This window comes from Nonomuraea sp. B19D2 (assembly GCF_040137845.1).
Lineage (GTDB): Bacteria > Actinomycetota > Actinomycetes > Streptosporangiales > Streptosporangiaceae > Nonomuraea.
Genome location: NZ_JBEFAK010000006.1, coordinates 256,239 through 276,294, shown reverse-complemented (window position 1 = coordinate 276,294; position 20,056 = coordinate 256,239). Strand labels below are relative to the sequence as shown.

The window sequence follows — 20,056 nt, the reverse complement described above, 5'->3', positions numbered from 1 at the left end:
AGAGGCTGGTACTCCCCATTTTTCGCGACCTACCAGTACCGCTGGATGCTGTCGAGCTCGCCAGGCCGGTTCGTCATGATGCCGTCGACGCCGTACGAGAGCAGGCGACGCATGACGACAGGCCGGTCCGTAGGCCCGGTGTAGACCCGCATGCCCCTGCCGTGCACCGTCCTGATGACGTCCGGCGTGAGGCTGGAGCGCGGCAGGCTGAGCGCCTTGGCGAAGGTGCCCAGCTCGGAGAGCTTGCTCAGGTCCGGCTTGCCGAGCAGGGTGATGGGGACCTCGGGGATCATGCGGTGGAAGGCCCGCATCGCGTTCCAGTCGAACGCCTGCACGACCAGCCCGCGGCCGCTCCACACCGAACGGCTTTCGCGCAGTTCGGTGGCCACCCGCTGGTCGATGCCCGCGCTGCTCGGCGGGTGCTTGATCTCCAGCAGCAGCCCGACGCCGTACCGCCTCATGGCCTGAAGCGCCTCCTGAAGAGTGGGCACCTTCTCGCCGCGGAACCGCGAGGAGAACCACGAACCGGCGTCCAGCCGCCGGATCTCCGCGAGCGTGAAGTCGGCGACCTTCCACGGGGACCGATCAGGGAAGACCTGCTCGACGTTGGTGGTACGGGACAGCGTCTGGTCGTGCATCAGGACGAGCTGCTGATCCTTGGTCTGCTGGATGTCGAACTCGCACGCGTCGGCCCGCTGCATCCGCGCCATGGCGCAGGCCACGATGGTGTTCTCGGGCGCGTACGCCGCACCGCCTCGGTGCGCGATGTTGTCGACCGACGGCGATGCGTGGGCAGCCTCCGGCATGAGTGCCAGAGCGGCCAGGGCAGCAGTGACTGCGGCACCAAGCGGGCGGTACATGTTTCCTCCTCGGGCTAGCAACCCGAACCCGACAAAGCGTCTCTTATGTCGAATGAGTGGAAAGTGCCCAGTAGGTAGGAGGAGCGATCGGTTTCGCCCGGCGTGTCGCTCATATCAGCACGAACTCTTTGCCGCGCCGGAAACACGGTTGACGAGGGCGGGCCGCCGGCCAAGGATTCGTCGATCGCGTAGGCCGATCTTCTCCAGCGGATAACAGTTGAGGAACGGACGATAGCGGGGGCGTGGCGGTGTGCAGCAGCATGGTTACGTGGCAGTCATTTCCGCCAGGCGGAGATCGACCTTACGCCGCGGGCCGTATCTGGCCCGAGCGGTGACCCAGCTGCTGTCCTGGCCGGCGCTGGAGGGGCGCGACACCCGGCGCGGCGTCGCGTTCGCGGTCCGGGGCATCGAGATCCTGCGCTTGACCGGCACGGACGAGGTGCGCCTGCGCCTGACGAAGCCCGTGATCGAACGGCTGGAGCCCGAACTGGGCGGCTGCGATCAGGTCCAGCTGTGCGCCGACCACGCATGGGTGGCCTTGAAGGTCGAAGCCGAGCCCGACCTCGACCTGCTTCTCGCCCTGACCAGCGTGGCGATCAAGGCGCACGCCGCGTAAGGACCGGGTTCAGGAGAACGCGCCGAGGTCCACCAGCAGGTCGGCGCTCTCGCGGGTCGCGCGGATGGCGACCGCGTTGGGCTCGTCGACCTCGGCGACCCAGCGGGCGGCATGATCGGGGGACTTGCCGAAGCGGATGTGCCGCTGGGTGAGGCGGTCCAGGCGTACGCGGTCGTCGACCTCGGCGTACCAGACCTCGGTCATGGCCGCCCGCACCTGCCGCCACGGGTCGGCGTCGGCCAGGAGGTAGTTGCCCTCGCTGACCACGACGCGCGCGGCCGGCGGCACCGCGATGGCGCCCGCGATCGGCTGCTCGATCTCGCGGTCGAACGACGGGGCGTAGACGACGGTGGCGGTCTCGGCACGGAGGCGGTGCAGCAGCGCCAGGTAACCGTGGGCGTCGAAGGTGTCCATGGCGCCCTTGCGCCGCAGCCGGCCGAGGCGTTCGAGCTCGACGTCGGCCAGGTGGAAGCCGTCCATCGGCACCCACACCGCCGGCAGCCCGGACGCCGTGAGGCGCTCGGCCAGCCAGCCGGCCAGCGTCGACTTGCCCGCGCCCGGGCATCCCGCGATGCCCACCACGACCCGCTCACCGGCCGCGGCCAGCCCGTGGACGCGCTGCAGGAGCTGCTCACCGTTCACCGCATGAAGGATAGAGGCCGATGCGGGGTGGAAGGATCGGAGGACTGAGTATGACCGAAAGGCACATGAGATGGCTCCGAACGTCGCCACTGCCCGCCACGTAGACCTGCCCGAACTGCTCGATTTCCTCCGCCCCAGGCACCACGGCCTGCTCTCCACCACCCGCAAGAACGGGCGGCCGCAGCTCTCGCCCGTCACCTGCGGGGTCGACGAGGGCGGCCGGATCGTGGTCTCCACCTACCCCGACCGGGTCAAGGCGCGCAACGCCCGCCGTGACGAGCGCGTGTCGATCTGCGTGCTGTCCGACGACTGGAACGGCCCGTACGTCCAGGTCGACGGCCACGCCGAGGTCCTCGACATGCCCGACGCCCTCGAGGCGCTCGTCGAGTACTACCGGTGCATCTCCGGCGAGCACCCCGACTGGGATGAATACCGCGCCGCCATGCGCCGTCAGGACAAGTCGCTGATCCGCCTCCACATCGACAGCTGGGGTCCCATAGCGACCGGCGGCTTCCCCGCCCGCCTGGTGCCGGGGCAGTAAGGGCCGGCCCCTCCCCCATCGAAAGCACCAAATTTAGGTCGGAAAAAGCCTCCAAATCCCTCCCATCCGGAATAGAGGGACTGGGGGTGGATAGGGAGACCTACAGGTTTTCTCGTCCTGGAGGAGGGGTCATGGCTGTTGCCCAGCAGCGTGGGCGCGCCACTGCCACGCCCAACGGTAAAAGGCAGTTCACGCTGGACCTGCCAATGCTGAGCATCCAGGTGCGGCAACCGGACGTCCGGATGCCGCACATCGGGATGCCACACATCGAGATGCCACACATGGAGATGCCGCGCGTCAGCAGGCAGGAGCTCGGCCACTACGTCGACGTCGCCCGGACGTTCCTTCCGGCACCCGAGCGCATGGCCTACTACGGGGCGCTCGGCGCGCTCGCGGTCTTCGGCGTGCTCGAGTGGCCCGTGGCGGCCGCCATCGGCGCCGGAACGATCATCGCGCAGCGGCGGCCGGGGGCGCCGATGTTCGGCCGGCAACCGACCCGGCAACCGAGCCGGGCACGCGAGACCGCCCCGGCGGCCAAGGAGGAGCCGACGCCGCCGAGCAAGCGGGCCACGACCACCCGGCGGGCCACGACCACCGCCCGGCGCGGGGCTGCCACGACCACCGCCGGGGCCGGCGGGCGCAAGACCACCACCGGAAAGACCACCTCGACCTCGAGCTCGACCAGCAGGCGAAAGAGCACCTCACCTAGCAAGTGAGCCGCGACGCCGTAGACGGGAGGCCTACATGGCGTTGTTCGGCCTGCTCAGTACTGACACGCTGCTCAACATGCTCCCCGAACCGATAAGGAGCATCCTCCCGCGCTCCCGCCGGGTGCAGCCGTGCCCAGGCGGGGTTCGAATCGAGTTGCGGAACATCGGCGGGCCGCGGACCGAGCGGCCCGCCCGCGTACTGGAAGAGCGGCTGCTCGCGTTGGGCGCCGCGCGCGCCGAGGTGAACGGGGCGCTCGGCTGCGTGTTCGTGGCCTGCGACGCCGAGACGGACGACCTCGGCAAGTTCGTGACCGTCGTGGAGGAGCTCGACGAACCCGATGAAGGGGGTGATGGATCCCCCCCTCCTCGGGCGCTGGACGGCGCGGAGCAGCAGGCCCGCGCCGCGGTCAGTCTCGGCCTGCACCTCGCCGGCACCGGGCTGGCCCTGGCCGGCCGGCTGGCCCACGTCCCGAGGCTGACCACGGCGGTCCCCGGCTTCCTCTCACTGGCCGAGAACACTCCACGGGTCCACAGGGAGCTGGAGCAGCGCATCGGCAAGCCGGGCGCGGACGCGCTGATGACGGTGACCAGGATCGTCACGTACGCGCTGGCCATGCGGCCGTCGTCGCTGCTGATCGACTCCATCGCCGCGGCCGGCCGGTTCGCCGCCGCGCGTGCCGGTTCCCGGGCGTGGGAGCTGCGCGAGGACGAGTTCGCCGCCGGGAAGGGGGCGTACCGCCACACCAGAGCCGCCGCTGCCCCGCGCCCTGCCCCGCTGCCCCACGGGCCGGTGGAGCGCTACGCCGACGCGGCCAGTGCGGCCTCGCTGGCCGGGCACGGCATCACCACGGTGCTCAGCCGCGACCACCAGCGGGGCCTGTCCGTGCTGATCGCCGGCATCCCCAGGGCCGCGGCGCACGGCAGGGACGCCTTCACCAGCGCCGTCGGCCGCTGCCTCGCCGGACGCGGCACGATCGTGCTCGACCGCGCGGCGCTCAACCGCATGGACCGCATCGACACCGTCGTTCTCGACGCCGCGGTGCTCACCACGGGCGCGTGGACGATCGACGGCGTCGTCCCGCTCGCCTCCGACGTGGATCTGGAGGATCTGCACGCCCGCCTGTACGCGCTCCTTGACCTCACCGACCCCTCGGCCCGGCGGGAGCGCGACGGGTGGAGCGCCGAGCCCCGCGCGGAGACGCCCGAGGAGGGGGTGCGGTCAGTCGAGGTGGCGCGGGAGGGCGCCCCGATCGCCCTGGTCCGCCTGGCCCGCGAGCTGCATCCGCTCGCCGAGGCTCTGGTCGCGGCCCCGAAGGCGACGTGCGAGGTGGTCCTGGCCGGCGGGGACCCCGCCCTCGCCCGCCGGCTGGGCGTGGGCCGGGTCGTCGAGAACGGCAACCGGCTGGCCTCGTCGGTGCGGGCGCTGCAGTCCGAGGGACACGCCGTGGCCGTGGTGTCGAAGCGTGGCCGGAGCGGGTTGCGCCAGGCCGACCTGGGCATCGGCGTGCTCGAGGGGGTGCGCAGGGTCCCGTGGGACGCCGATGTGATCGGCGCGCTGGAGGGCGCGTACCTGCTGCTCCGGTGCCTGCCGGCGGCCAGGAAGGCGAGCGTCAGGAGCGTGTGGGTGGCGGCGGCCGGCTCGATCGCCGGGGCGGGGGTGGCGTTCCTCGGCCCGGCCGCGGCCGCGGTCGGACGTGCCAACCTGGCGCGTGACTGCACGTCGCTGGCCGCCCTCGTGGCCGGGGAGTGGGCGGGCCGCGGCGCCGGGCGGACGGCCGCGCCGATCCGCGCCGACCACACGCCCTGGCACGCCATGGCGGCCCGCGACGTCCTGGCCCGGCTGCGCACCTCGCCCGAGGGGCTGACCGAGGCGGAGGCCGAGCGCCGTCGGACGGCACCGGCGCGTCCCCTGGTCACCGGCCCGGAGTCCCTGCTCAGCGCGTCCATCCACGAGCTGGCCAACCCGCTGACCCCGGTGCTGGCCGCCGGCGCGGGCGTGTCGGCCACGGTCGGCTCACTGCTCGACAGCGTGCTGATAGGCGGCGTGATGGGGGTGGACGCCCTGCTCGGCGGCGCCCAGCGGCGAAGCGCCGACCGGGCGCTGCACGACCTCACCGAGACCACCGCCGTCCGGGTACGCCTGCGTCGCCCCACCGGCGCCGTGTCGGGCTACGCCGATTCCCTGGTGCCCGGGGACGTGATCGAGCTACGGGCCGGCGATGCCGTACCGGCTGACGGGCGGCTCATCCAGGCACACGGACTGGAGATCGACGAGTCGCCCCTCACCGGCGAGTCGCAGCTCGTCAGCAAGACCGACGCGCCGACCGCGGCGCCCGCCGTCGCGGATCGGGCCTCGATGGTGTACGAGGGGACGACCGTCGCGGCGGGGCACGGCCTCGCCGTGGTCGTGGCCACGGGGGAGGCCACCGAGGCGGGCAGGACCGCCAGGCTGACCCAGGAACGGCCGCCGCCGAGCGGGGTGGAGCTCCGCCTGCGCGCGCTGAGCCGCCGGATCCTCCCGGCCGCCCTCGGCTCCGGCCTGCTCCTGATGGTCGTCGAGCTGCTGCGCGGCTCGCCGCTGTCGCAGGCGGTCGGCCCCGCCGTGAGCATGATGGTCGCCGCGGTCCCCGAGGGGCTGCCCTTCGTCGCCACCGTGGCCGAGCTCGCCTCGGCCAAGCGGCTGTCGGCCCACAACACGCTGGTACGCAACCCGTCCACGATCGAGGCGCTCGGCCGGGTGGACGTGCTCTGCTTCGACAAGACAGGCACCCTCACGGAGGGCCACATCAGCCTGCGCCGGGTGTCGGACGGCCGGGTCGATCAGGCGGTGGAGGAGGCCACGCCCGAGCTGAGGGCCATCGTCGGCGCGGCGCTGCGCGCCGGGCCCAGGTTCGAGGGCGGGCGCGCCATCCCGCACCCGACGGACCGCGCGATCGTTGACGGCGCGGGCAAGCTCGGCGTCACGCCCCGGTACGGGCTGCGCACGTGGCAGCGCGTGGACGAGCTGCCCTTCGAACCGGCCCGCGGCTACCACGCCGTGCTCGGCCGTTCCGAATCGGGCCAGCTCCTGAGCGTCAAGGGCGCTCCCGAGATCGTGCTCACCCGCTCCACGAGCGTCATGATCGACGGAACGAAGGTCCCGCTGGACGATCGGATCAGGCGGCAGCTGGAGCAGGAGGTGGACCGGCTCGCCCTGCGCGGCTACCGCGTGCTCGCCGTCGCCGAGCGTCCCGCCTCCAGCCGCGCCGACCTCGACGAGTCCCGCATCGAGAGCCTGTGCTTCCTCGGGTTCCTCGGCCTGGCCGATCCGGTGCGCCCGACGGCCAAGCGCAGCGTGGAGGGGCTCATGCGGGCCGGCGTACGCGTCGTCATGCTCACCGGCGACCACCCAAGCACGGCGGAGGCCATCGCCGCGGAGACCGGCGCGCTGAACGGCCGGTGTGTCATGACCGGCCCCGAACTCGAGGAGCTGGATGACGACGCGCTGGCCGGGGCGCTGCCGGAGGTGGCGGTGTTCGCCAGGGTCACGCCCGAGCACAAGGCGCGGATCGTCACCTGCCTGCGCAAGGCCGGCAGCGTCGTGGCCGTGACCGGCGACGGCGCGAACGACGTGCCCGCGATCCGGCTGGCCGACGTGGGCGTGGCCCTCGGGTCGCACGCCGCCCCCGCCACCAGGGCCGCCGCCGACATCGTGGTGATCGACGACCGCATCGAGACGATCATCGACGCGATCGTCGAGGGCCGGGCCATGTGGGCCTCCGTCCGCGACGCGCTGGGCATCCTGCTCGGCGGCAACGTCGGAGAGATCGCCTTCACGCTGGGATCCAGCCTGCTCACCGGGCGTAGCGCGCTGAACGCCCGCCAGCTCCTGCTGGTCAACATGCTCACCGACATGTTGCCCGCCATGGCGGTGGCCGTCCGGCCGCCCAGCGCCGCCAGCCCGGAAAAGCTGCTCGCCGAGGGACCCGAGGCCTCGCTCGGCGCCCCCCTGACCCGCGACATCTACCTGCGCGCCGTCACCACGGCCGTCGCGGCGGGCGCGGCGTGGCTGCTCGCGCGGATGACCGGCACCCGGGGGCGGGCGGATACAGTTGGGCTCATCGGCCTGGTGTCGGCCCAGCTGATGCAGACCCTGGCGCTGGGCGGCCGGGATCGGACGGTGGTGCTCGCCGCGGTGTCGTCCCTGGGCGCGCTGGGTGTGATCGTTTCCGTGCCCGGGCTCAGCCAGCTCTTCGGCTGCCGCCCGGTCGGCCCGATCGGCTGGGGGATCGGGCTGGGCTGCGCCGTGGCCGCGGCCCTCGTGGCGGCCATGATCGAACGGCCGAGTCCGGAGTAGTCATCGGCTGTTCACCGAATGGACACCTGAAGTGTGACCGTATATACACTTTTCTACTGAAATATGACCTTAAGTGTAGTTTCGTCTGTGAGGTAGAGAGTTGTCCGAGTTCCTGGCCTCCCTGCTTGCCAAGGCCGCCATGATGCTGCTCGAGGCGCTGATCACGCGCTTCATGCAGAGCCTCGCCGCGTCGATCATCCAGCCCGCGGGTTTCCGATTCGCCTAGAGGCCTCGTCGGCCAGGGTTCTCCGAACCGTTGGCTCGACGTCACCGACCGGTGTCCGGGGCCTGCTGAGAATCGCGCATGCGCAAATCTCTGTTTTTGGCTGCCCTTATCGCGTCGTCACTGGTCGTGCCGTCCGGCCCGGCGCACGCCGCCCCCTCCGGCACGGAGGGCGGGTCCGCCATCACCTTCGCCCTCATCGGCGACACCCCGTACGGCGACGAGCAGCAGGCCGCGCTGCCGAGCCTGATCGGATCCGTCAACGCCGACCGGGACGTCCGTTTCGTCCTCCACGCGGGTGACGTCAAGAGCGGCTCCACCAGGTGCGACGACGCCCGCTTCGCCACCCTGGCCGAGCTGTTCGGCACCTTCGACGACCCGTTCGTGCTCACCCCCGGCGACAACGAGTGGACCGACTGTCACCGCACCGCCGCGGGCGGCTACCTGCCCACCGAGCGGCTGGAAGCGGTCCGCCGCGTGTTCTACCCGGTCGCGGGGCGTACGCTCGGCGGGCACCCGATGGGCGTGCGGACCCAGGCCCGCGACCCGCGCCACAGTGACTATCGGGAGAACGTGCTGTTCACCCGTTCCGGCGTGGTCTTCGCCACGGTGCACGTGGTCGGCAGCGAGAACGACCTGGCGCCGTGGAGCCAGTTGCCCGGCGGTGACCGCCCGCAGGAGCGGCTGGCCGAGTTCGAGGCGCGCAAGGCCGCCGCGCTCGACTGGATCGACGACGCCTTCGCCGTCGCCGGCCGTACGCACGCGCCGGGCGTGCTGCTGATGATGCAGGCCGAGCCCATGGACACGCCCGGGTTCGCCGAGATCCGGGCCAGGATCGTGGAGCGGGCGCGGGCCTACGGCAAGCCGGTCCTGCTCGTGCACGGTGACGAGCACGTCTACGAGGTGGAGCCCGGGTACGCCGGGGTGGCCAACCTGACCCGCCTGGAGACGTACGGCGACACCGCCGCCCACTGGCTGCAGGTCACCGCCGACCCCAAGGCGCCCGCCGTCTTCTCCTGGCAGCCGCAGACCGTGACCGGGCACTGAGTCCCGCTCCGGGAGGGCGCCCCGCTGCGACACTGTGAGGCATGGACACAATTGAGGCGAATGGCCTGCGTCTGGCCTACAGCACACGGGGGGCGGCGTCGGCGCCACCCGTGATCCTTCTGCACTCGCTCGGCGAGAGTGGCTCCGCCTGGGACGTCGTCGCTCCCGCGCTGGCCGGGACCCATCGCGTCTTCGCGGTGGACCTGCGCGGGCACGGGAGCAGCGACCGGGCCGGCGAGTACTCGTTCGAGCTGATGCGCGACGACCTGCGTGCCGCCCTGGACGCGCTGGGCCTGTCCAAGGTGACGTTGATCGGGCATTCGCTCGGAGCCGTGGTCTCCTGGCTCCTGGCGGGCGAAGATCCCGAGCGCGTGGACCGGCTCGTCCTGGAGGAGCCGCCGCCACCGGTGGCGGCCAACCCGCCGCGGACGTTGCCGGAGGACCCCGACCCCGACGCGCCCTTCGACTGGAATGCCGTCGCCGCCATCTACCGCCAGCGCAACGAGCCCGATCCCGCCTACTGGGACCTGCTCAAGCGCATCACGGCCCCCACCTTGGTCATCGCCGGAGGGCAGCAGAGCCAGCTGCCGCAAGATGAGCTCGCCCGGATAGCAGAGCTCGTACCCGACGGGCATATGACGACGATTCCGGCGGGACATCACGTCCACAGGGACCAGCCGGAGGCGTTCATCGCCGCGGTGAGCGCCTTCCTCTCGGGAAACCGGCCATCCGGTCAAACCCCCTGAAACAGCAGACACCAGCCGGTTCTACGGACTATCGGGTGCAAAACCGCCGAGATCATGGCATCCTCTCGCAGATGCGGCCAAACTGGCACGCGCATCCACAATCTGTAAGAGGAGTTTGACTTGGACCGGAGAGGGTTCCTCGCGCTGACCGGCGCCACCGGGCTGGCCACCCTCGGGCTTGCCGGCCCGGCGGAAGCGGCCGGGGGGTATTTCTTCAACCGGAGAATTCTGGACGAGGCGCACAAGAAGCTGGGCAAGCTGGCGCCCTCCGGCATCACCACGTTCTCGTTCACGCCGTCCAACGGCTGGGTCATCGTGACGCAGAACGGCCGTTACTTCGCGCGCAACATCCCCGACGAGTGCTACGCCAAGCTGAAGCAGATGATTGCGGCCCGCAACAGGATCCACTGCGTCGCCTTCACCCCAAAGGGCGGCTGGGTGATCACCGGCGACCGTACGCTGTTCGCCCGCAACATCCCCGAGGAGTGCTACCAGCGGATCCTCTCGTACTACAAGGCGGGCCAGCAGGTCGTGCACGTCGCCTTCCCCCCGGCGGGCGGCAACCGCTGGGTCGTGGTCGGTACGAAGGGCTTCTACGCCCGCAACATCGACGAGGCTTGCTTCCAGAAGATGCGCCAGCTGTCGCGGGCCGGGCGCCGCGTGACCAGGGTCGCCTTCCCCTACACCGGCGGCTGGGCCGTCGTCGCCGGGAAGGCCTTCTACACCCGCGGCATCGACAATGAGTGCTTCCAGATGATGAAGAAGTTCGCCGCCAAGGGCCTGCCGATCCACAACGTGGCCTTCTCCCCCGTCAACAACGGCTGGTCGCTGATCTCGCGCGGCTGACCGAGGTTTCCCCGCGGTCCCGGCTCCTTGGGGAGCCGGGACGCCGCCTCCGTTTCCGCAGGCAGCGGCCGACACACGGGCGGGCGGCGAGGGTGATTCAGTCCGTGCGGGTTTCGTTGCAGACTGGCCCGATGGGGGTGCGGGTACGGGTCGAGGGCGTGGTCCAAGGGGTGGGGTTCCGGCCGTTCGTGCACGGGCTGGCGACGCGCCTGGGCCTGGCGGGCCGGGTCGGCAACGACGCCCGCGGCGTCTTCGTCGAGCTGGAAGGCGGCCGCGACCAGATCGGCGAGTTCCTGGTGCGGCTGGAGAGCGACGCGCCCCCGCTGGCCTCGATCGACCGGGTCACCATCACCTCGACCGCCAAGGCGGCGCGGGCCGGCGGCCGGTTCCACATCGCCGAGAGCGACCCGTCGGGAACGTCCCGCACGCTGGTGTCGCCGGACATCGCGACCTGCGGGGACTGCCTGGCGGAGCTGGCCGACCCCGCCGACCGGCGCTACCGCTACCCCTTCGTCAACTGCGTCAACTGCGGGCCGCGGCTGACGATCGTGCGGGCGATGCCGTACGACAGGCCGCTGACCACGATGGCCGGGTTCGAGATGTGCGGCGACTGCCGCGCCGAATACCACGATCCGGCCGACCGGCGCTTCCACGCCCAGCCCATCTGCTGCCCGGCCTGCGGCCCCACGCTCGACCTGGTCGGCGCGGCGGGCGACCCGCTGGCGGGCGCCGCCGGAGTGCTGCGGGCGGGCGGGGTGCTGGCGGTGAAGGGCATCGGCGGCTACCACCTCTCGGTGCTGGCCTCCGACGAGGGCGCCGCCGCCGAGCTGCGGCGGCGCAAGCGGCGCGCGGGCAAGCCGTTCGCCGTCATGGTCGCCGACCTGGACGAGGCCCGGCGGCTGTGCGAGGTGGACGCGCCGGCGGCGGCGCTGCTCACCGATCGCGCGCGTCCCGTCGTGCTGCTGCCGCGCCGCCCGGAGTCGGCGGTGGCCGGCGCGGTCGCACCGGGCAACCGCTGCCTCGGGCTGATGCTGCCGTACACGCCGCTGCACCACCTGCTGCTCGCCGGCACGGGCGCCCCGATCGTGCTGACGAGCGGCAACAGCTCGGACGAGCCCATCGCGTACGACGACCGCGACGCCCTGGACCGGCTCGGCGGCATCGTGGACGCGTTCCTCACGCATGACAGGCCCATCCACCTTCGTGCCGACGACTCGGTGGTACGCCCCTTCCGCGGAAAAGGGATGATCCTGCGGAGATCGCGCGGCCACGCCCCGCGCCCGTTCACGCTGCCCCGGGAGGCGCCCCGGCACATTCTCGGCTGCGGCGCCGAGCTGAAGAACACGTTCTGCCTGGCGAAGGGGCGTCAGGCGTTCGTCTCCCCGCACATCGGCGACCTGGAGAACTACGAGACGCTCCGGTCCTACGTCGAAGGGATCGAGCATTTCGCGGCGCTCTTCGGCGTGCGTCCCGAGGTGGTCGCGCACGACCTGCATCCGGAGTACCTGTCCACCAAGCACGCCATGGGCCTGCGGGACGTCGAGCTGACCGCCGTGCAGCACCACCACGCGCACATCGCCTCGTGCCTGGTCGACAACGGCGAGGAGGGTCGCGTGATCGGCGTCGCGTTCGACGGGCTCGGCTACGGGCCTGACGGGACCCTGTGGGGCGGCGAGTTCCTCCTCGCCGACCTGGCGTCGTTCGAGAGGGCCGGACATCTGGCGCCCGTGCCGCTGCCGGGCGGCAGTGCGGCGATCCGCCAGCCCTGGCGCATGGCCGCCGCCTACCTGGACGGCGACGGCGAGACCCTGGACGTGGCCCGGCGCAACGAGCGCTGGTGGGCGAGCGTGACCTCGCTGTTGCGCGGGGCACTCGTCACCTCGAGTGCGGGGCGGCTGTTCGACGCCGTGGCGGCGCTGCTGGGCGTGCGGGACACGATCACCTACGAGGGGCAGGCCGCGATCGAGCTGGAGCAGCTCGCCGACCCCGCCGAGCGGGACGGCTACCCGGCGGCCATCTCCGACGAGCTCGTCGTGACCGGCGCGGACCTGGTGCGGGCCGCCGCGGCGGACCTGGCCGCCGGCACCGATCCGGCCGTCATCTCCGCCCGCTTCCACAACGGCGTGAGCGATCTCATCGTGCGCTGCTGCCTCATGCTGCGCGACGGCACGGGACTGGCGACGGTGGCGCTGTCCGGCGGCGTCTTCCAGAACCTGCTGCTGCTCCGGCGCACGGTGGAGCGGCTGAGCGGCGCGGGGTTCCGGGTGCTCACCCACGCCGGAGTGCCGGCCAACGACGGCGGCGTCAGCCTCGGCCAGGTGGCCGTGGCCGCCGCCCGCGACCGGCTCCGCTCGTACGGCGATCAGTCCTCGGCGGGTTTCTCCTGATGAGGCCATGGCGAGGCGCCGACCACGATCCCGTACACAAGATGGTCGGCCAGTAGCGCGAGCCGCTCCCCAGCGGTGCGGGGATGGCGGGGCAGGCCGAGCATGGGCGCGATGGCCGCCTCGAAGGCAGCCCAGAACGCCGCCCCGTAGATCGGCCCGACCCACGGACGGCCGCGGACCTTGGCAGGCAGCAGCCCGAACAGCACCCCGCCGCACGCGCCGTACCCCCAGTGCGCCAGCTCGACGAGGGCCGGCCGCTGCTCGGAGGGCACCCGGCGGAAGAGCCTGGGGACGGTGCGTTCCAGCACGGACTCGGGCGGGACCTTCGCCACCAGGCCGATCGACGTCGTCATCTGCCGGAGCCCGGACATCGCCATGGCGCCGATCGCACCCCGTGCCGCGGCGCGCGGCAAGGACCGGCGAGGCCGGACGGGTACGCGTTCCCGCAGGTCCTCGTATGGGCCGGTACGGGGCGGCAGGGTCTGGGTCATGGTTTACAACCCTCCTCAACACGGTATGTCCGCTACGTAGAGTCGCAGGTCGGATACCAAATGAATGGGGACCTAAACCTCTACAGGGCCAAGAAGGGGGCTTGGGCCATGACAACCACGCAAATGCCGACTGCCCTGGAAGAGGTGCACATCCTGTGGACCTCGGAGGGCATGAGCTGCGACGGTGACACCGTCTCGGTCACCGCAGCCACACTCCCGAGCCTCGAGGACGTCCTGCTCGGGCTCGTGCCGGGACTACCCAAGGTGCACCTGCACAACAAGGTGCTGGCCGCCGAGGTGGGCGACGCCTTCATGGCCCCGTTCCACCAGGCACACAGGGGCGAGCTGGGCCCGTTCATCTTCGTCGTCGAGGGCTCCATCCCGAACGAGCGGATCAACGGCGACGGCTACTGGACGTCGATGGGCAACGATCCGGCCACCGGCGAGCCCATCACGGTCAACGAGTGGATCGACCGGCTCGCGCCCAAGGCGTGGGCGGTCGTCGCGATCGGCACCTGCGCGGCGTACGGCGGCATCCACGCGATGGCCGGCAACCCGACGGGTTGCATGGGGCTGGCCGACTACCTGGGCAAGGATTTCCGCTCGGCGGGCGGCCTGCCCATCGTCAACGTGCCGGGCTGCCCGGTCCAGCCGGACAACTTCATGGAGACGCTGACCTGGCTGCTGTACCAGTCCGCCGGCCTGGCCCCGATGATCCCGCTGGACGACATGCTCCGCCCGACCTGGCTGTTCGGCAAGACGGTGCACGAGGGCTGCGACCGCGCCGGCTACTACGAGCAGGGCGACTTCGCCCGCGACTACAGCTCGCCGAAGTGCCTGGTGCGCGTCGGCTGCTGGGGCCCGGTGGTCAACTGCAACGTCACCAAGCGCGGCTGGATGGACGGTCTCGGCGGCTGCCCCAACGTGGGCGGGATCTGCATCGCGTGCACGATGCCCGGCTTCCCCGACAAGTTCATGCCGTTCATGGACGAACCCCCCGGCGCGTCGGTGTCGGTGGCGCTCAGCAGCCAGTACGGCCGGCTGATCCGCCGCCTTCGCGCGATCACCAACAAGGCGGCGAACAAGGAGCCCAAGTGGCGCCACAACCGCCGCAAGCTGACAAGCGGGTTCGACCCGCGCTGGGGAAACGGCTGAGAGGGAGAGCGGCGAGGTGGCAATCCGTACGGCGCCGACCAGGAAGCGGGCGGGCGAGGCCCGCGAACTTGTGGAGATGTCCTGGGACCCGATCACCAGGATCATCGGCAACCTGGGCATCTACACGAAGATCGATTTCAAGAACCGCGAGGTCGTCGAGTGCAAGAGCACCTCGTCGCTGTTCCGCGGCTACAGCGTGTTCATGAGGGGCAAGGACCCGCGGGACGCGCACTTCATCACGAGCCGCATCTGCGGCATCTGCGGCGACAACCACGCGGTGTGCTCGATCTACGCCCAGAACATGGCCTACGGGATCAAGCCGCCGCCGCTGGCCGACTGGATCATCAACCTGGGCGAAGCGGCCGAGTACATGTTCGACCACACGCTCTTCCAGGACAACCTGGTCTTCGTCGACTACTGCGAGCAGATGGTCAAGGAGACCAACCCGAGCCTGCTGCGCCGGGCAGAGACGACCAAGGCGCCGGGCGCCGGCGTCCACGGCTACCGGACGATCGCCGACATCATGCGGGCGTTCAACCCGTTCAGCGGCGACCTCTACAAAGAGGCGCTGCAGGTCAGCAGGATCACCAGGGAGATGTGCTGCCTGATGGAGGGCAGGCACGTGCACCCGTCCACGCTGTACCCGGGCGGCGTGGGCACCGTGGCGACGCCCCAGGTGTTCACCGACTACCTGGCGCGGCTGCTGAAGGTCCTCGACTTCGTGAAGAGGGCCGTCCCGATGAACGACGACATCTTCGACTTCTTCTACGAGGCGCTGCCCGGCTACGAGGAGGTCGGCCGCAGACGGGTGATGCTCGGCTGCTGGGGCGCCTTCCAGGACCCCGCGGTGGTCGACTACGACTACCGGAACATGAACGGCTGGGGCCGCCGGATGTTCGTCACGCCGGGCATCGTCCTGGACGGCGAGCTGCTGACCACGAACCTGGTGGACATCAACCTCGGCATCAGGATCCTGCTGGGCAGCTCGTACTACGACGATTGGCAGTCCGAGGAGACGTTCGTCACCCACGACCCGCTCGGCAACCCGGTGGACCAGCGCCACCCGTGGAACCAGACGACCCTGCCCAGGCCGCAGAAGCGCGACCTGGATGGCGGCAACTACAGCTGGGTGATGAGCCCCCGCTGGTTCGACTCGCGCACCGGCGACCATCTGGCGCTCGACACCGGCGGCGGCCCGCTGGCCCGGCTGTGGGCCACGGCGCTCGGCCGCCTCGTCGACACCGGCACGGTCCGTTCCACCGGGCAGAGCGTGGAGATCAACCTGCCCAAGAGCGCGTCGTTCCCGGAGACGCGGCTGGAATGGAAGATCCCGCGCTGGGCCAACACCATCGAGCGCAACCGCGCCCGCGCGTACTTCGTCGCGTACGCGGCGGCGATGGCGGTGCACTTCCTCGAGCAGGCGATGGGCGAGGTCAGGGCCGGGCGCACGCAGGTGTTCACCGACTTCGACGTGCCGGACGAGGCGATCGGCGTCGGCTTCCACGAGGCGGTGCGCGGGGTGCTCTCGCACCACGTGGTGATCCGCGAGGGCAAGATCGCCAACTACCATCCGTACCCGCCGACGCCGTGGAACGCCAGCCCGCGCGATGTGCACGGCACGCCGGGCCCGTACGAGGACGCGGTGCAGGGCATGCCGATCTTCGAGGAGAACGGCGCCGAGTCGTTCAAGGGCATCGACGTCATGCGTACGGTGCGCAGCTTCGACCCGTGCCTGCCCTGCGGGGTGCACATGTACCTGGGCGACGGCAAGGTGCTCAAGCAGGTGCACTCGCCCACGTTCGGCGCGAGCTTCGCCGGCTGAGGGGACGGGCGGATGAACGAGCGCATCGACCGGATCGAGTCGCTGCTCGAGCAGGCCGACCCGGCCGCGACCGAGCTCGTCGGCGAGCTGCTCGACCTGTACGGCGAGGGCCTGGCCAGGGTCATGACCGTCGTGGACGAGGAGGCGGCGGCGCGCCTGGCCGCGGACGAGCTGGTCTCGCCGCTGCTCCTGCTGCACGACCTGCACCCGCTGGACACGCGGGCCCGGGTGGAGACGGCGCTCGCCGGCAGCCCGGCCGACGTGCTCACCGTCGAGGAGGACCTGGTACGCCTGCGCCTGCGGGCGGGCGGCTGCCGCTCGTCCGCGGCCGCGATGCGGCAGGCGGTGCACGACGCGGCCCCGGAGATCGACCGGGTCGAGATCGAGTTCGCCGACACGCCCCTGATCCCGGTCGAGAGCCTGGCCGTCCGCCGGGCGCGGGCGACATGACCGGCCTGCTGCGCCGGCTCGCCTCGCGGCCCCGCGAGCGGCCGCATCGGGAACAGGACTGCGAGCTGTGCGGCGAGCCGCTGCCCGCCATCCACCGCCACCTGCTTGAGCTGCCGGCCCGCGAGCTGCGCTGCGCGTGCCGCGCCTGCCAGGTGCTGTTCGACCACGCGGCGGCCGGCGGCGGGCACTACCGGCTGGTGCCGGAGCGCCGCCTGCGGCTGAGCGGCTTCAGCCTGGACGAGGAGACCTGGGCCGGCCTGCGGGCGCCGGTGCGCACGGTGTTCGTGATCCACGACTCGGGCACCGGGCTCCCGGCGCAGTACTACCCGAGCCCGGCCGGGGCGGTGCAGGCGCCCGTCGACCTGCCCGCCTGGGAGCGGCTGCGGCGGGACAACCCGGTGCTCCAGCAGCTGGAGCCCGACGTCGAGGCCCTGCTCGCCGACCGCGACCGCGGCGCCTGGATCGTGCCGGTGGACGACTGTTACGCGCTCGTCGGCGCCATCCGTACCCGGTGGCGTGGCCTAACGGGCGGCCCGGAGGTACGCGAGCACATCAAGCGATTCTTCACCGACCTCGGCAACCGGTCCTCGCCGGTCGCCGGCAGCGACAGGAGTACAGCGTGAAAAAGAAGACGGCGATCAAGACCGGCCGGCGCGACGTGCGCCCCGACGCGCCCGCCCACGTCAAGGGCGTCCACGCGGGGAACACGAGCGGCAACTACGACAGGCAGGACGGGCACCTGCCCGACGGCCGCTCCACGGCCAGGCGCTCGACCGGCATCAACCCCGGCAGGCACGACCCGATCGAGCCCGGCATGCCCAACCTGTCGCCCGCCTGACCTCGATCACCATGCCACCGACATCACCGGCGCTGCGCATCGAGGTGCGCGGCGTCGAGGCGGCGGAGCCCGCCGTCGCGCCCGCGCTGCGTTTCCTGCTTCACCTGGACGCGGACGCGCCGATCCGCGCGCTCACCCTGGCCACGCAGCTCCGCATCGACGCCGTCGGCCGCGGCTACGACGAGCACGCGCGGGAGCGGCTCGCGGAGCTGTTCGGCCCGCCCGCGACATGGGGGCGCAACCTCGCCAGCCTGCTGTGGACGCAGACGGTCACGCACGTCCCGGCCTTCGCGGGCAGCACCACCACGCCGATCACCGTCCCGTGCACGTATGACTTCGACGTGGCCGCGGCCAAATACCTGCACGGCCTGCCCGACGGCGAGGTACCGCTGCGGTTCCTGTTCACCGGCACCCTCTTCTACCTGGACGAGGGCCGCCTGCAGGCCGCCCACCTGCCGTGGGACACCGAGGCGGACTTCCGCATGCCGGTGTCGGTGTGGAAGGAGCTCATGGACCGCCACTTCCCGCGCACCGCCTGGATCCGGCTGGAGCGCGACACGTTCGACCGCCTGTACGCGCACCGGGTGCGGCACACCCTGCTCGGCTGGGACGACGCGGTGCGGTCGCTGTTGGAGACGAGCGGAGGCTGATCACGCATGGACCAGGTGAGGCAGATCGCGCAGGCCGTGCTGTACGAGGGCTACCTGCTGTGGCCGTACCGGGAGTCGGCGCTGAAGAACCGGCACCGCTGGACGATCGGCGGCGTCCACCCCGAGGGGTACGGCAGCCCGTGTCTGATGCGTACCGAGTGCCTGCTCGAAGCCGAGCCCGGCGACACCGTCGACGTGTGCGTGCGCTTCCTGCACGTCGTGACCCGCAACCCGCCCGGCCAGGAGGCGCGGGAGCGCGAGGTGAACGTGCCGGGGCTCGTCCTGGACGAGCTGCTGTCCGGCCCCGTCATGACGAAGATTGACATTCCGGACGGGCTGCGGCGCGGCCCCGAAGCCGTGGTGCGCAGCTGGGAGGCGCTGTCCGGCCGGATCGAGGCGAGCGCGCGGCGGCTGCGGCCGGGCCTGTTCCGGATCACGGTCGAGGTGGCCAACACGACGCCCTGGCACGGAGGCACCCGCGACGAGGTCATGCTGCGCACGCTGGTCTCCGCGCACACCGTGCTGCGCGCGCGGGACGCCCGGTTCGTCTCGCTCATGGACCCGCCCGAGGAGCTGCGGGCGCACGCGGCGGGCTGCGACAACGTCGGCGCCTGGCCGGTGCTCGTCGGGCAGGACACCGTCCTGTCCTCGCCGATCATCCTGTACGACAACCCGAAGATCTCGCCGGAGAGCCCAGGCGACCTGTTCGACGCGACCGAGATCGACCAGCTGCTCACGCTGAGCGTGCTCGCCCTCAGCGACGAGGAGCGGCGCGAGATCCGGGACGGCGACCCACGCGCCAGGGAGATCCTCGACCGCTGCGAGGCCCTCACGCCCGAGGAGCTGATGCGGCTGCACGGCATCATGCGCAGGACGGAGCCATGAACGAATTCTGGGACGAGATGACCAGCCGCGGCCCCGGCGAGGTGGTGGTCGGCGGAGTGCCGGTCGGGCCGGGCAGCCGGGTCCGGTTGCGGCCCGGCAAACAGGCCGACGTTTTCGACCTCGTGCTCGACGGCCGCGTCGCGGTGGTGGAGAGCGTGGAGCAGGACGACGAGGGCGCCTTCCACGTCGCGGTCACGCTCGACGACGATCCCGGGCGCGACCTGGGCGAGGCCCGGCTGCCCGGGCACCGGTTCTTCTACTCCGCCGAGGAGATCGAACCCCTCGGGAGTCCCGCCCGCGTCCTGGTCGCCGGGATCGGGAACGTGTTCCTCGGAGACGACGGGTTCGGCGTCGAGGTGGTCCGCCGCCTGGCCCCGGAGATGGGCAGGGAGGCGGCCGTCGCGGGCATGGAGGTCGTCGACTTCGGCATCCGCGGCATGGACCTGGCCTACGCCCTGCAACGGGACTACGCGGGCGTGGTCTTCGTGGACGCGGCGGCACGCGGCCAGGCCCCTGGCACGCTCACCGTGCTCGAGCCGGAGCTGCCGGACGAGGGCGGCACGCTGGTGGAGGCGCACGGCATGGACCCGGTCAGGGTCCTGCGGCTGGCCCGGCAGCTCGGCCGGATCCCCCCGCTGGTGCGGGTCGTCTGCTGCGAGCCGGCATCGGTCGAGGAGGCGGCGTTCGAGCTGAGCGAGCCCGTACGGGCGATGGTCGGCGAGGCGGCGAGCCTTGTGAAGTCCCTGGTTATGGAAATGATTGCGGAAAGCACCGTTCCGGGCTCCCGCGATCCGGCACCCCGGTGAGGTGA

General features: G+C 71.5%; 20 protein-coding genes. 17 read left to right on the top strand and 3 right to left on the bottom strand.

Going from position 1 to position 20,056, the window contains the following annotated elements; translation table 11 throughout:
• Positions 1 to 29 precede the first annotated feature (29 nt).
• Entirely contained in the window at positions 30 to 860 is an 831-nt protein-coding gene (locus ABN273_RS14415) for a glycerophosphodiester phosphodiesterase (protein WP_349449258.1), read from the bottom strand.
• 268 nt (positions 861 to 1,128) lie between these two features.
• Between ABN273_RS14415 and ABN273_RS14410 the strand changes: the two genes are divergently transcribed.
• Positions 1,129 to 1,476 carry a luciferase domain-containing protein gene (locus ABN273_RS14410; protein ID WP_349449257.1) on the top strand — a complete coding sequence of 116 codons (348 nt, stop codon included), beginning with the start codon at positions 1,129 to 1,131 and terminating at the stop codon, positions 1,474 to 1,476.
• Between the two features lie 9 nt (positions 1,477 to 1,485).
• Here the strand turns inward: ABN273_RS14410 and ABN273_RS14405 are convergent, their stop codons facing one another.
• The gene (locus tag ABN273_RS14405; RefSeq protein ID WP_349449256.1) at positions 1,486 to 2,118 is read right to left on the bottom strand and encodes a nucleoside/nucleotide kinase family protein; all 633 of its coding nucleotides are present in this window, start codon (positions 2,116 to 2,118) and stop codon (positions 1,486 to 1,488) included.
• Positions 2,119 to 2,188: 70 nt separating this feature from the next.
• Between ABN273_RS14405 and ABN273_RS14400 the strand changes: the two genes are divergently transcribed.
• The 8 genes from ABN273_RS14400 to hypF all read left to right on the top strand — a co-directional run bounded on the left by ABN273_RS14400 (position 2,189) and on the right by hypF (position 12,954).
• Positions 2,189 to 2,659, top strand: a complete 471-nt coding sequence (locus ABN273_RS14400; protein ID WP_349449255.1) for a PPOX class F420-dependent oxidoreductase — start codon at positions 2,189 to 2,191, stop codon at positions 2,657 to 2,659.
• A gap of 131 nt (positions 2,660 to 2,790) precedes the next feature.
• Positions 2,791 to 3,375, top strand: coding sequence for a hypothetical protein (locus ABN273_RS14395; RefSeq protein WP_349449254.1), 585 nt, complete (start codon positions 2,791 to 2,793; stop codon positions 3,373 to 3,375).
• A gap of 28 nt (positions 3,376 to 3,403) precedes the next feature.
• Positions 3,404 to 7,705 carry a cation-translocating P-type ATPase gene (locus ABN273_RS14390; protein ID WP_349449253.1) on the top strand — a complete coding sequence of 1,434 codons (4,302 nt, stop codon included), beginning with the start codon at positions 3,404 to 3,406 and terminating at the stop codon, positions 7,703 to 7,705.
• A 100-nt stretch (positions 7,706 to 7,805) separates the two neighbouring features.
• Positions 7,806 to 7,931 carry a hypothetical protein gene (locus ABN273_RS14385; protein ID WP_349449252.1) on the top strand — a complete coding sequence of 42 codons (126 nt, stop codon included), beginning with the start codon at positions 7,806 to 7,808 and terminating at the stop codon, positions 7,929 to 7,931.
• Between the two features lie 78 nt (positions 7,932 to 8,009).
• Positions 8,010 to 8,975 (top strand): metallophosphoesterase, encoded by a 966-nt coding sequence (locus tag ABN273_RS14380; RefSeq protein WP_349449251.1) that lies wholly within the window; start codon positions 8,010 to 8,012, stop codon positions 8,973 to 8,975.
• A 41-nt stretch (positions 8,976 to 9,016) separates the two neighbouring features.
• Positions 9,017 to 9,721: an alpha/beta fold hydrolase gene (locus ABN273_RS14375; RefSeq protein WP_349449250.1), complete on the top strand. Its 705-nt coding sequence runs from the start codon at positions 9,017 to 9,019 to the stop codon at positions 9,719 to 9,721.
• Positions 9,722 to 9,841: 120 nt separating this feature from the next.
• Entirely contained in the window at positions 9,842 to 10,567 is a 726-nt protein-coding gene (locus ABN273_RS14370) for a WD40 repeat domain-containing protein (RefSeq protein WP_349449249.1), read from the top strand.
• Positions 10,568 to 10,698: 131 nt separating this feature from the next.
• A complete protein-coding gene (hypF, locus tag ABN273_RS14365) occupies positions 10,699 to 12,954 on the top strand; it encodes a carbamoyltransferase HypF (protein ID WP_349449248.1) in 2,256 nt (751 codons plus the stop codon).
• Here hypF and ABN273_RS14360 read toward each other — a convergent pair.
• Positions 12,930 to 13,445 (bottom strand): hypothetical protein, encoded by a 516-nt coding sequence (locus ABN273_RS14360; RefSeq protein ID WP_349449247.1) that lies wholly within the window; start codon positions 13,443 to 13,445, stop codon positions 12,930 to 12,932. The two genes, hypF and ABN273_RS14360, sit on opposite strands and share 25 nt — an antisense overlap.
• Positions 13,446 to 13,553: 108 nt before the next feature.
• Here ABN273_RS14360 and ABN273_RS14355 point away from each other — a divergent pair, with 108 nt between their 5' ends.
• From ABN273_RS14355 to ABN273_RS14320, 8 genes are read left to right on the top strand one after another with little or no spacing between them, the layout of a single operon-like run.
• Positions 13,554 to 14,600 carry an NADH-quinone oxidoreductase subunit B family protein gene (locus tag ABN273_RS14355; RefSeq protein ID WP_349449246.1) on the top strand — a complete coding sequence of 349 codons (1,047 nt, stop codon included), beginning with the start codon at positions 13,554 to 13,556 and terminating at the stop codon, positions 14,598 to 14,600.
• A gap of 16 nt (positions 14,601 to 14,616) precedes the next feature.
• Positions 14,617 to 16,422, top strand: a complete 1,806-nt coding sequence (locus ABN273_RS14350; RefSeq protein ID WP_349449245.1) for a nickel-dependent hydrogenase large subunit — start codon at positions 14,617 to 14,619, stop codon at positions 16,420 to 16,422.
• Between the two features lie 12 nt (positions 16,423 to 16,434).
• On the top strand, positions 16,435 to 16,872 hold the full coding sequence (locus tag ABN273_RS14345; protein ID WP_349449244.1) for a NifU-related iron-sulfur-binding protein: 438 nt from the start codon (positions 16,435 to 16,437) through the stop codon (positions 16,870 to 16,872).
• Complete coding sequence (locus ABN273_RS14340) at positions 16,869 to 17,495, top strand: DUF5947 family protein (protein ID WP_349449243.1); 627 nt, start codon at positions 16,869 to 16,871, stop codon at positions 17,493 to 17,495. Before ABN273_RS14345 ends, ABN273_RS14340 begins: the two co-directional genes overlap by 4 nt.
• Positions 17,492 to 17,710, top strand: coding sequence for a hypothetical protein (locus tag ABN273_RS14335; protein ID WP_349449242.1), 219 nt, complete (start codon positions 17,492 to 17,494; stop codon positions 17,708 to 17,710). The genes ABN273_RS14340 and ABN273_RS14335 overlap by 4 nt, the downstream gene beginning before the upstream one ends.
• An 11-nt stretch (positions 17,711 to 17,721) precedes the next feature.
• Positions 17,722 to 18,360 carry a DUF6084 family protein gene (locus ABN273_RS14330; RefSeq protein WP_349449241.1) on the top strand — a complete coding sequence of 213 codons (639 nt, stop codon included), beginning with the start codon at positions 17,722 to 17,724 and terminating at the stop codon, positions 18,358 to 18,360.
• 6 nt (positions 18,361 to 18,366) lie between these two features.
• Complete coding sequence (locus ABN273_RS14325) at positions 18,367 to 19,245, top strand: hypothetical protein (RefSeq protein ID WP_349449240.1); 879 nt, start codon at positions 18,367 to 18,369, stop codon at positions 19,243 to 19,245.
• The gene (locus tag ABN273_RS14320; protein ID WP_349449239.1) at positions 19,242 to 20,051 is read left to right on the top strand and encodes a hydrogenase maturation protease; all 810 of its coding nucleotides are present in this window, start codon (positions 19,242 to 19,244) and stop codon (positions 20,049 to 20,051) included. Before ABN273_RS14325 ends, ABN273_RS14320 begins: the two co-directional genes overlap by 4 nt.
• The last annotated feature ends 5 nt before the right edge of the window (positions 20,052 to 20,056 follow it).

Bases quoted from the DNA above. Each gene is read 5' to 3' on its own strand.
- ABN273_RS14415 (WP_349449258.1), bottom strand. From the start codon at position 860: ATGTACCGCCCGCTTGGTGCCGCAGTCACTGCTGCCCTGGCCGCTCTG.
- ABN273_RS14400 (WP_349449255.1), top strand. From the start codon at position 2,189: ATGGCTCCGAACGTCGCCACTGCCCGCCACGTAGACCTGCCCGAACTG.
- ABN273_RS14395 (WP_349449254.1), top strand. From the start codon at position 2,791: ATGGCTGTTGCCCAGCAGCGTGGGCGCGCCACTGCCACGCCCAACGGT.
- ABN273_RS14390 (WP_349449253.1), top strand. From the start codon at position 3,404: ATGGCGTTGTTCGGCCTGCTCAGTACTGACACGCTGCTCAACATGCTC.
- ABN273_RS14380 (WP_349449251.1), top strand. From the start codon at position 8,010: ATGCGCAAATCTCTGTTTTTGGCTGCCCTTATCGCGTCGTCACTGGTC.
- ABN273_RS14375 (WP_349449250.1), top strand. From the start codon at position 9,017: ATGGACACAATTGAGGCGAATGGCCTGCGTCTGGCCTACAGCACACGG.
- hypF (WP_349449248.1), top strand. From the start codon at position 10,699: ATGGGGGTGCGGGTACGGGTCGAGGGCGTGGTCCAAGGGGTGGGGTTC.
- ABN273_RS14360 (WP_349449247.1), bottom strand. From the start codon at position 13,445: ATGACCCAGACCCTGCCGCCCCGTACCGGCCCATACGAGGACCTGCGG.
- ABN273_RS14355 (WP_349449246.1), top strand. From the start codon at position 13,554: ATGACAACCACGCAAATGCCGACTGCCCTGGAAGAGGTGCACATCCTG.
- ABN273_RS14345 (WP_349449244.1), top strand. From the start codon at position 16,435: ATGAACGAGCGCATCGACCGGATCGAGTCGCTGCTCGAGCAGGCCGAC.
- ABN273_RS14340 (WP_349449243.1), top strand. From the start codon at position 16,869: ATGACCGGCCTGCTGCGCCGGCTCGCCTCGCGGCCCCGCGAGCGGCCG.
- ABN273_RS14330 (WP_349449241.1), top strand. From the start codon at position 17,722: ATGCCACCGACATCACCGGCGCTGCGCATCGAGGTGCGCGGCGTCGAG.
- ABN273_RS14325 (WP_349449240.1), top strand. From the start codon at position 18,367: ATGGACCAGGTGAGGCAGATCGCGCAGGCCGTGCTGTACGAGGGCTAC.
- ABN273_RS14320 (WP_349449239.1), top strand. From the start codon at position 19,242: ATGAACGAATTCTGGGACGAGATGACCAGCCGCGGCCCCGGCGAGGTG.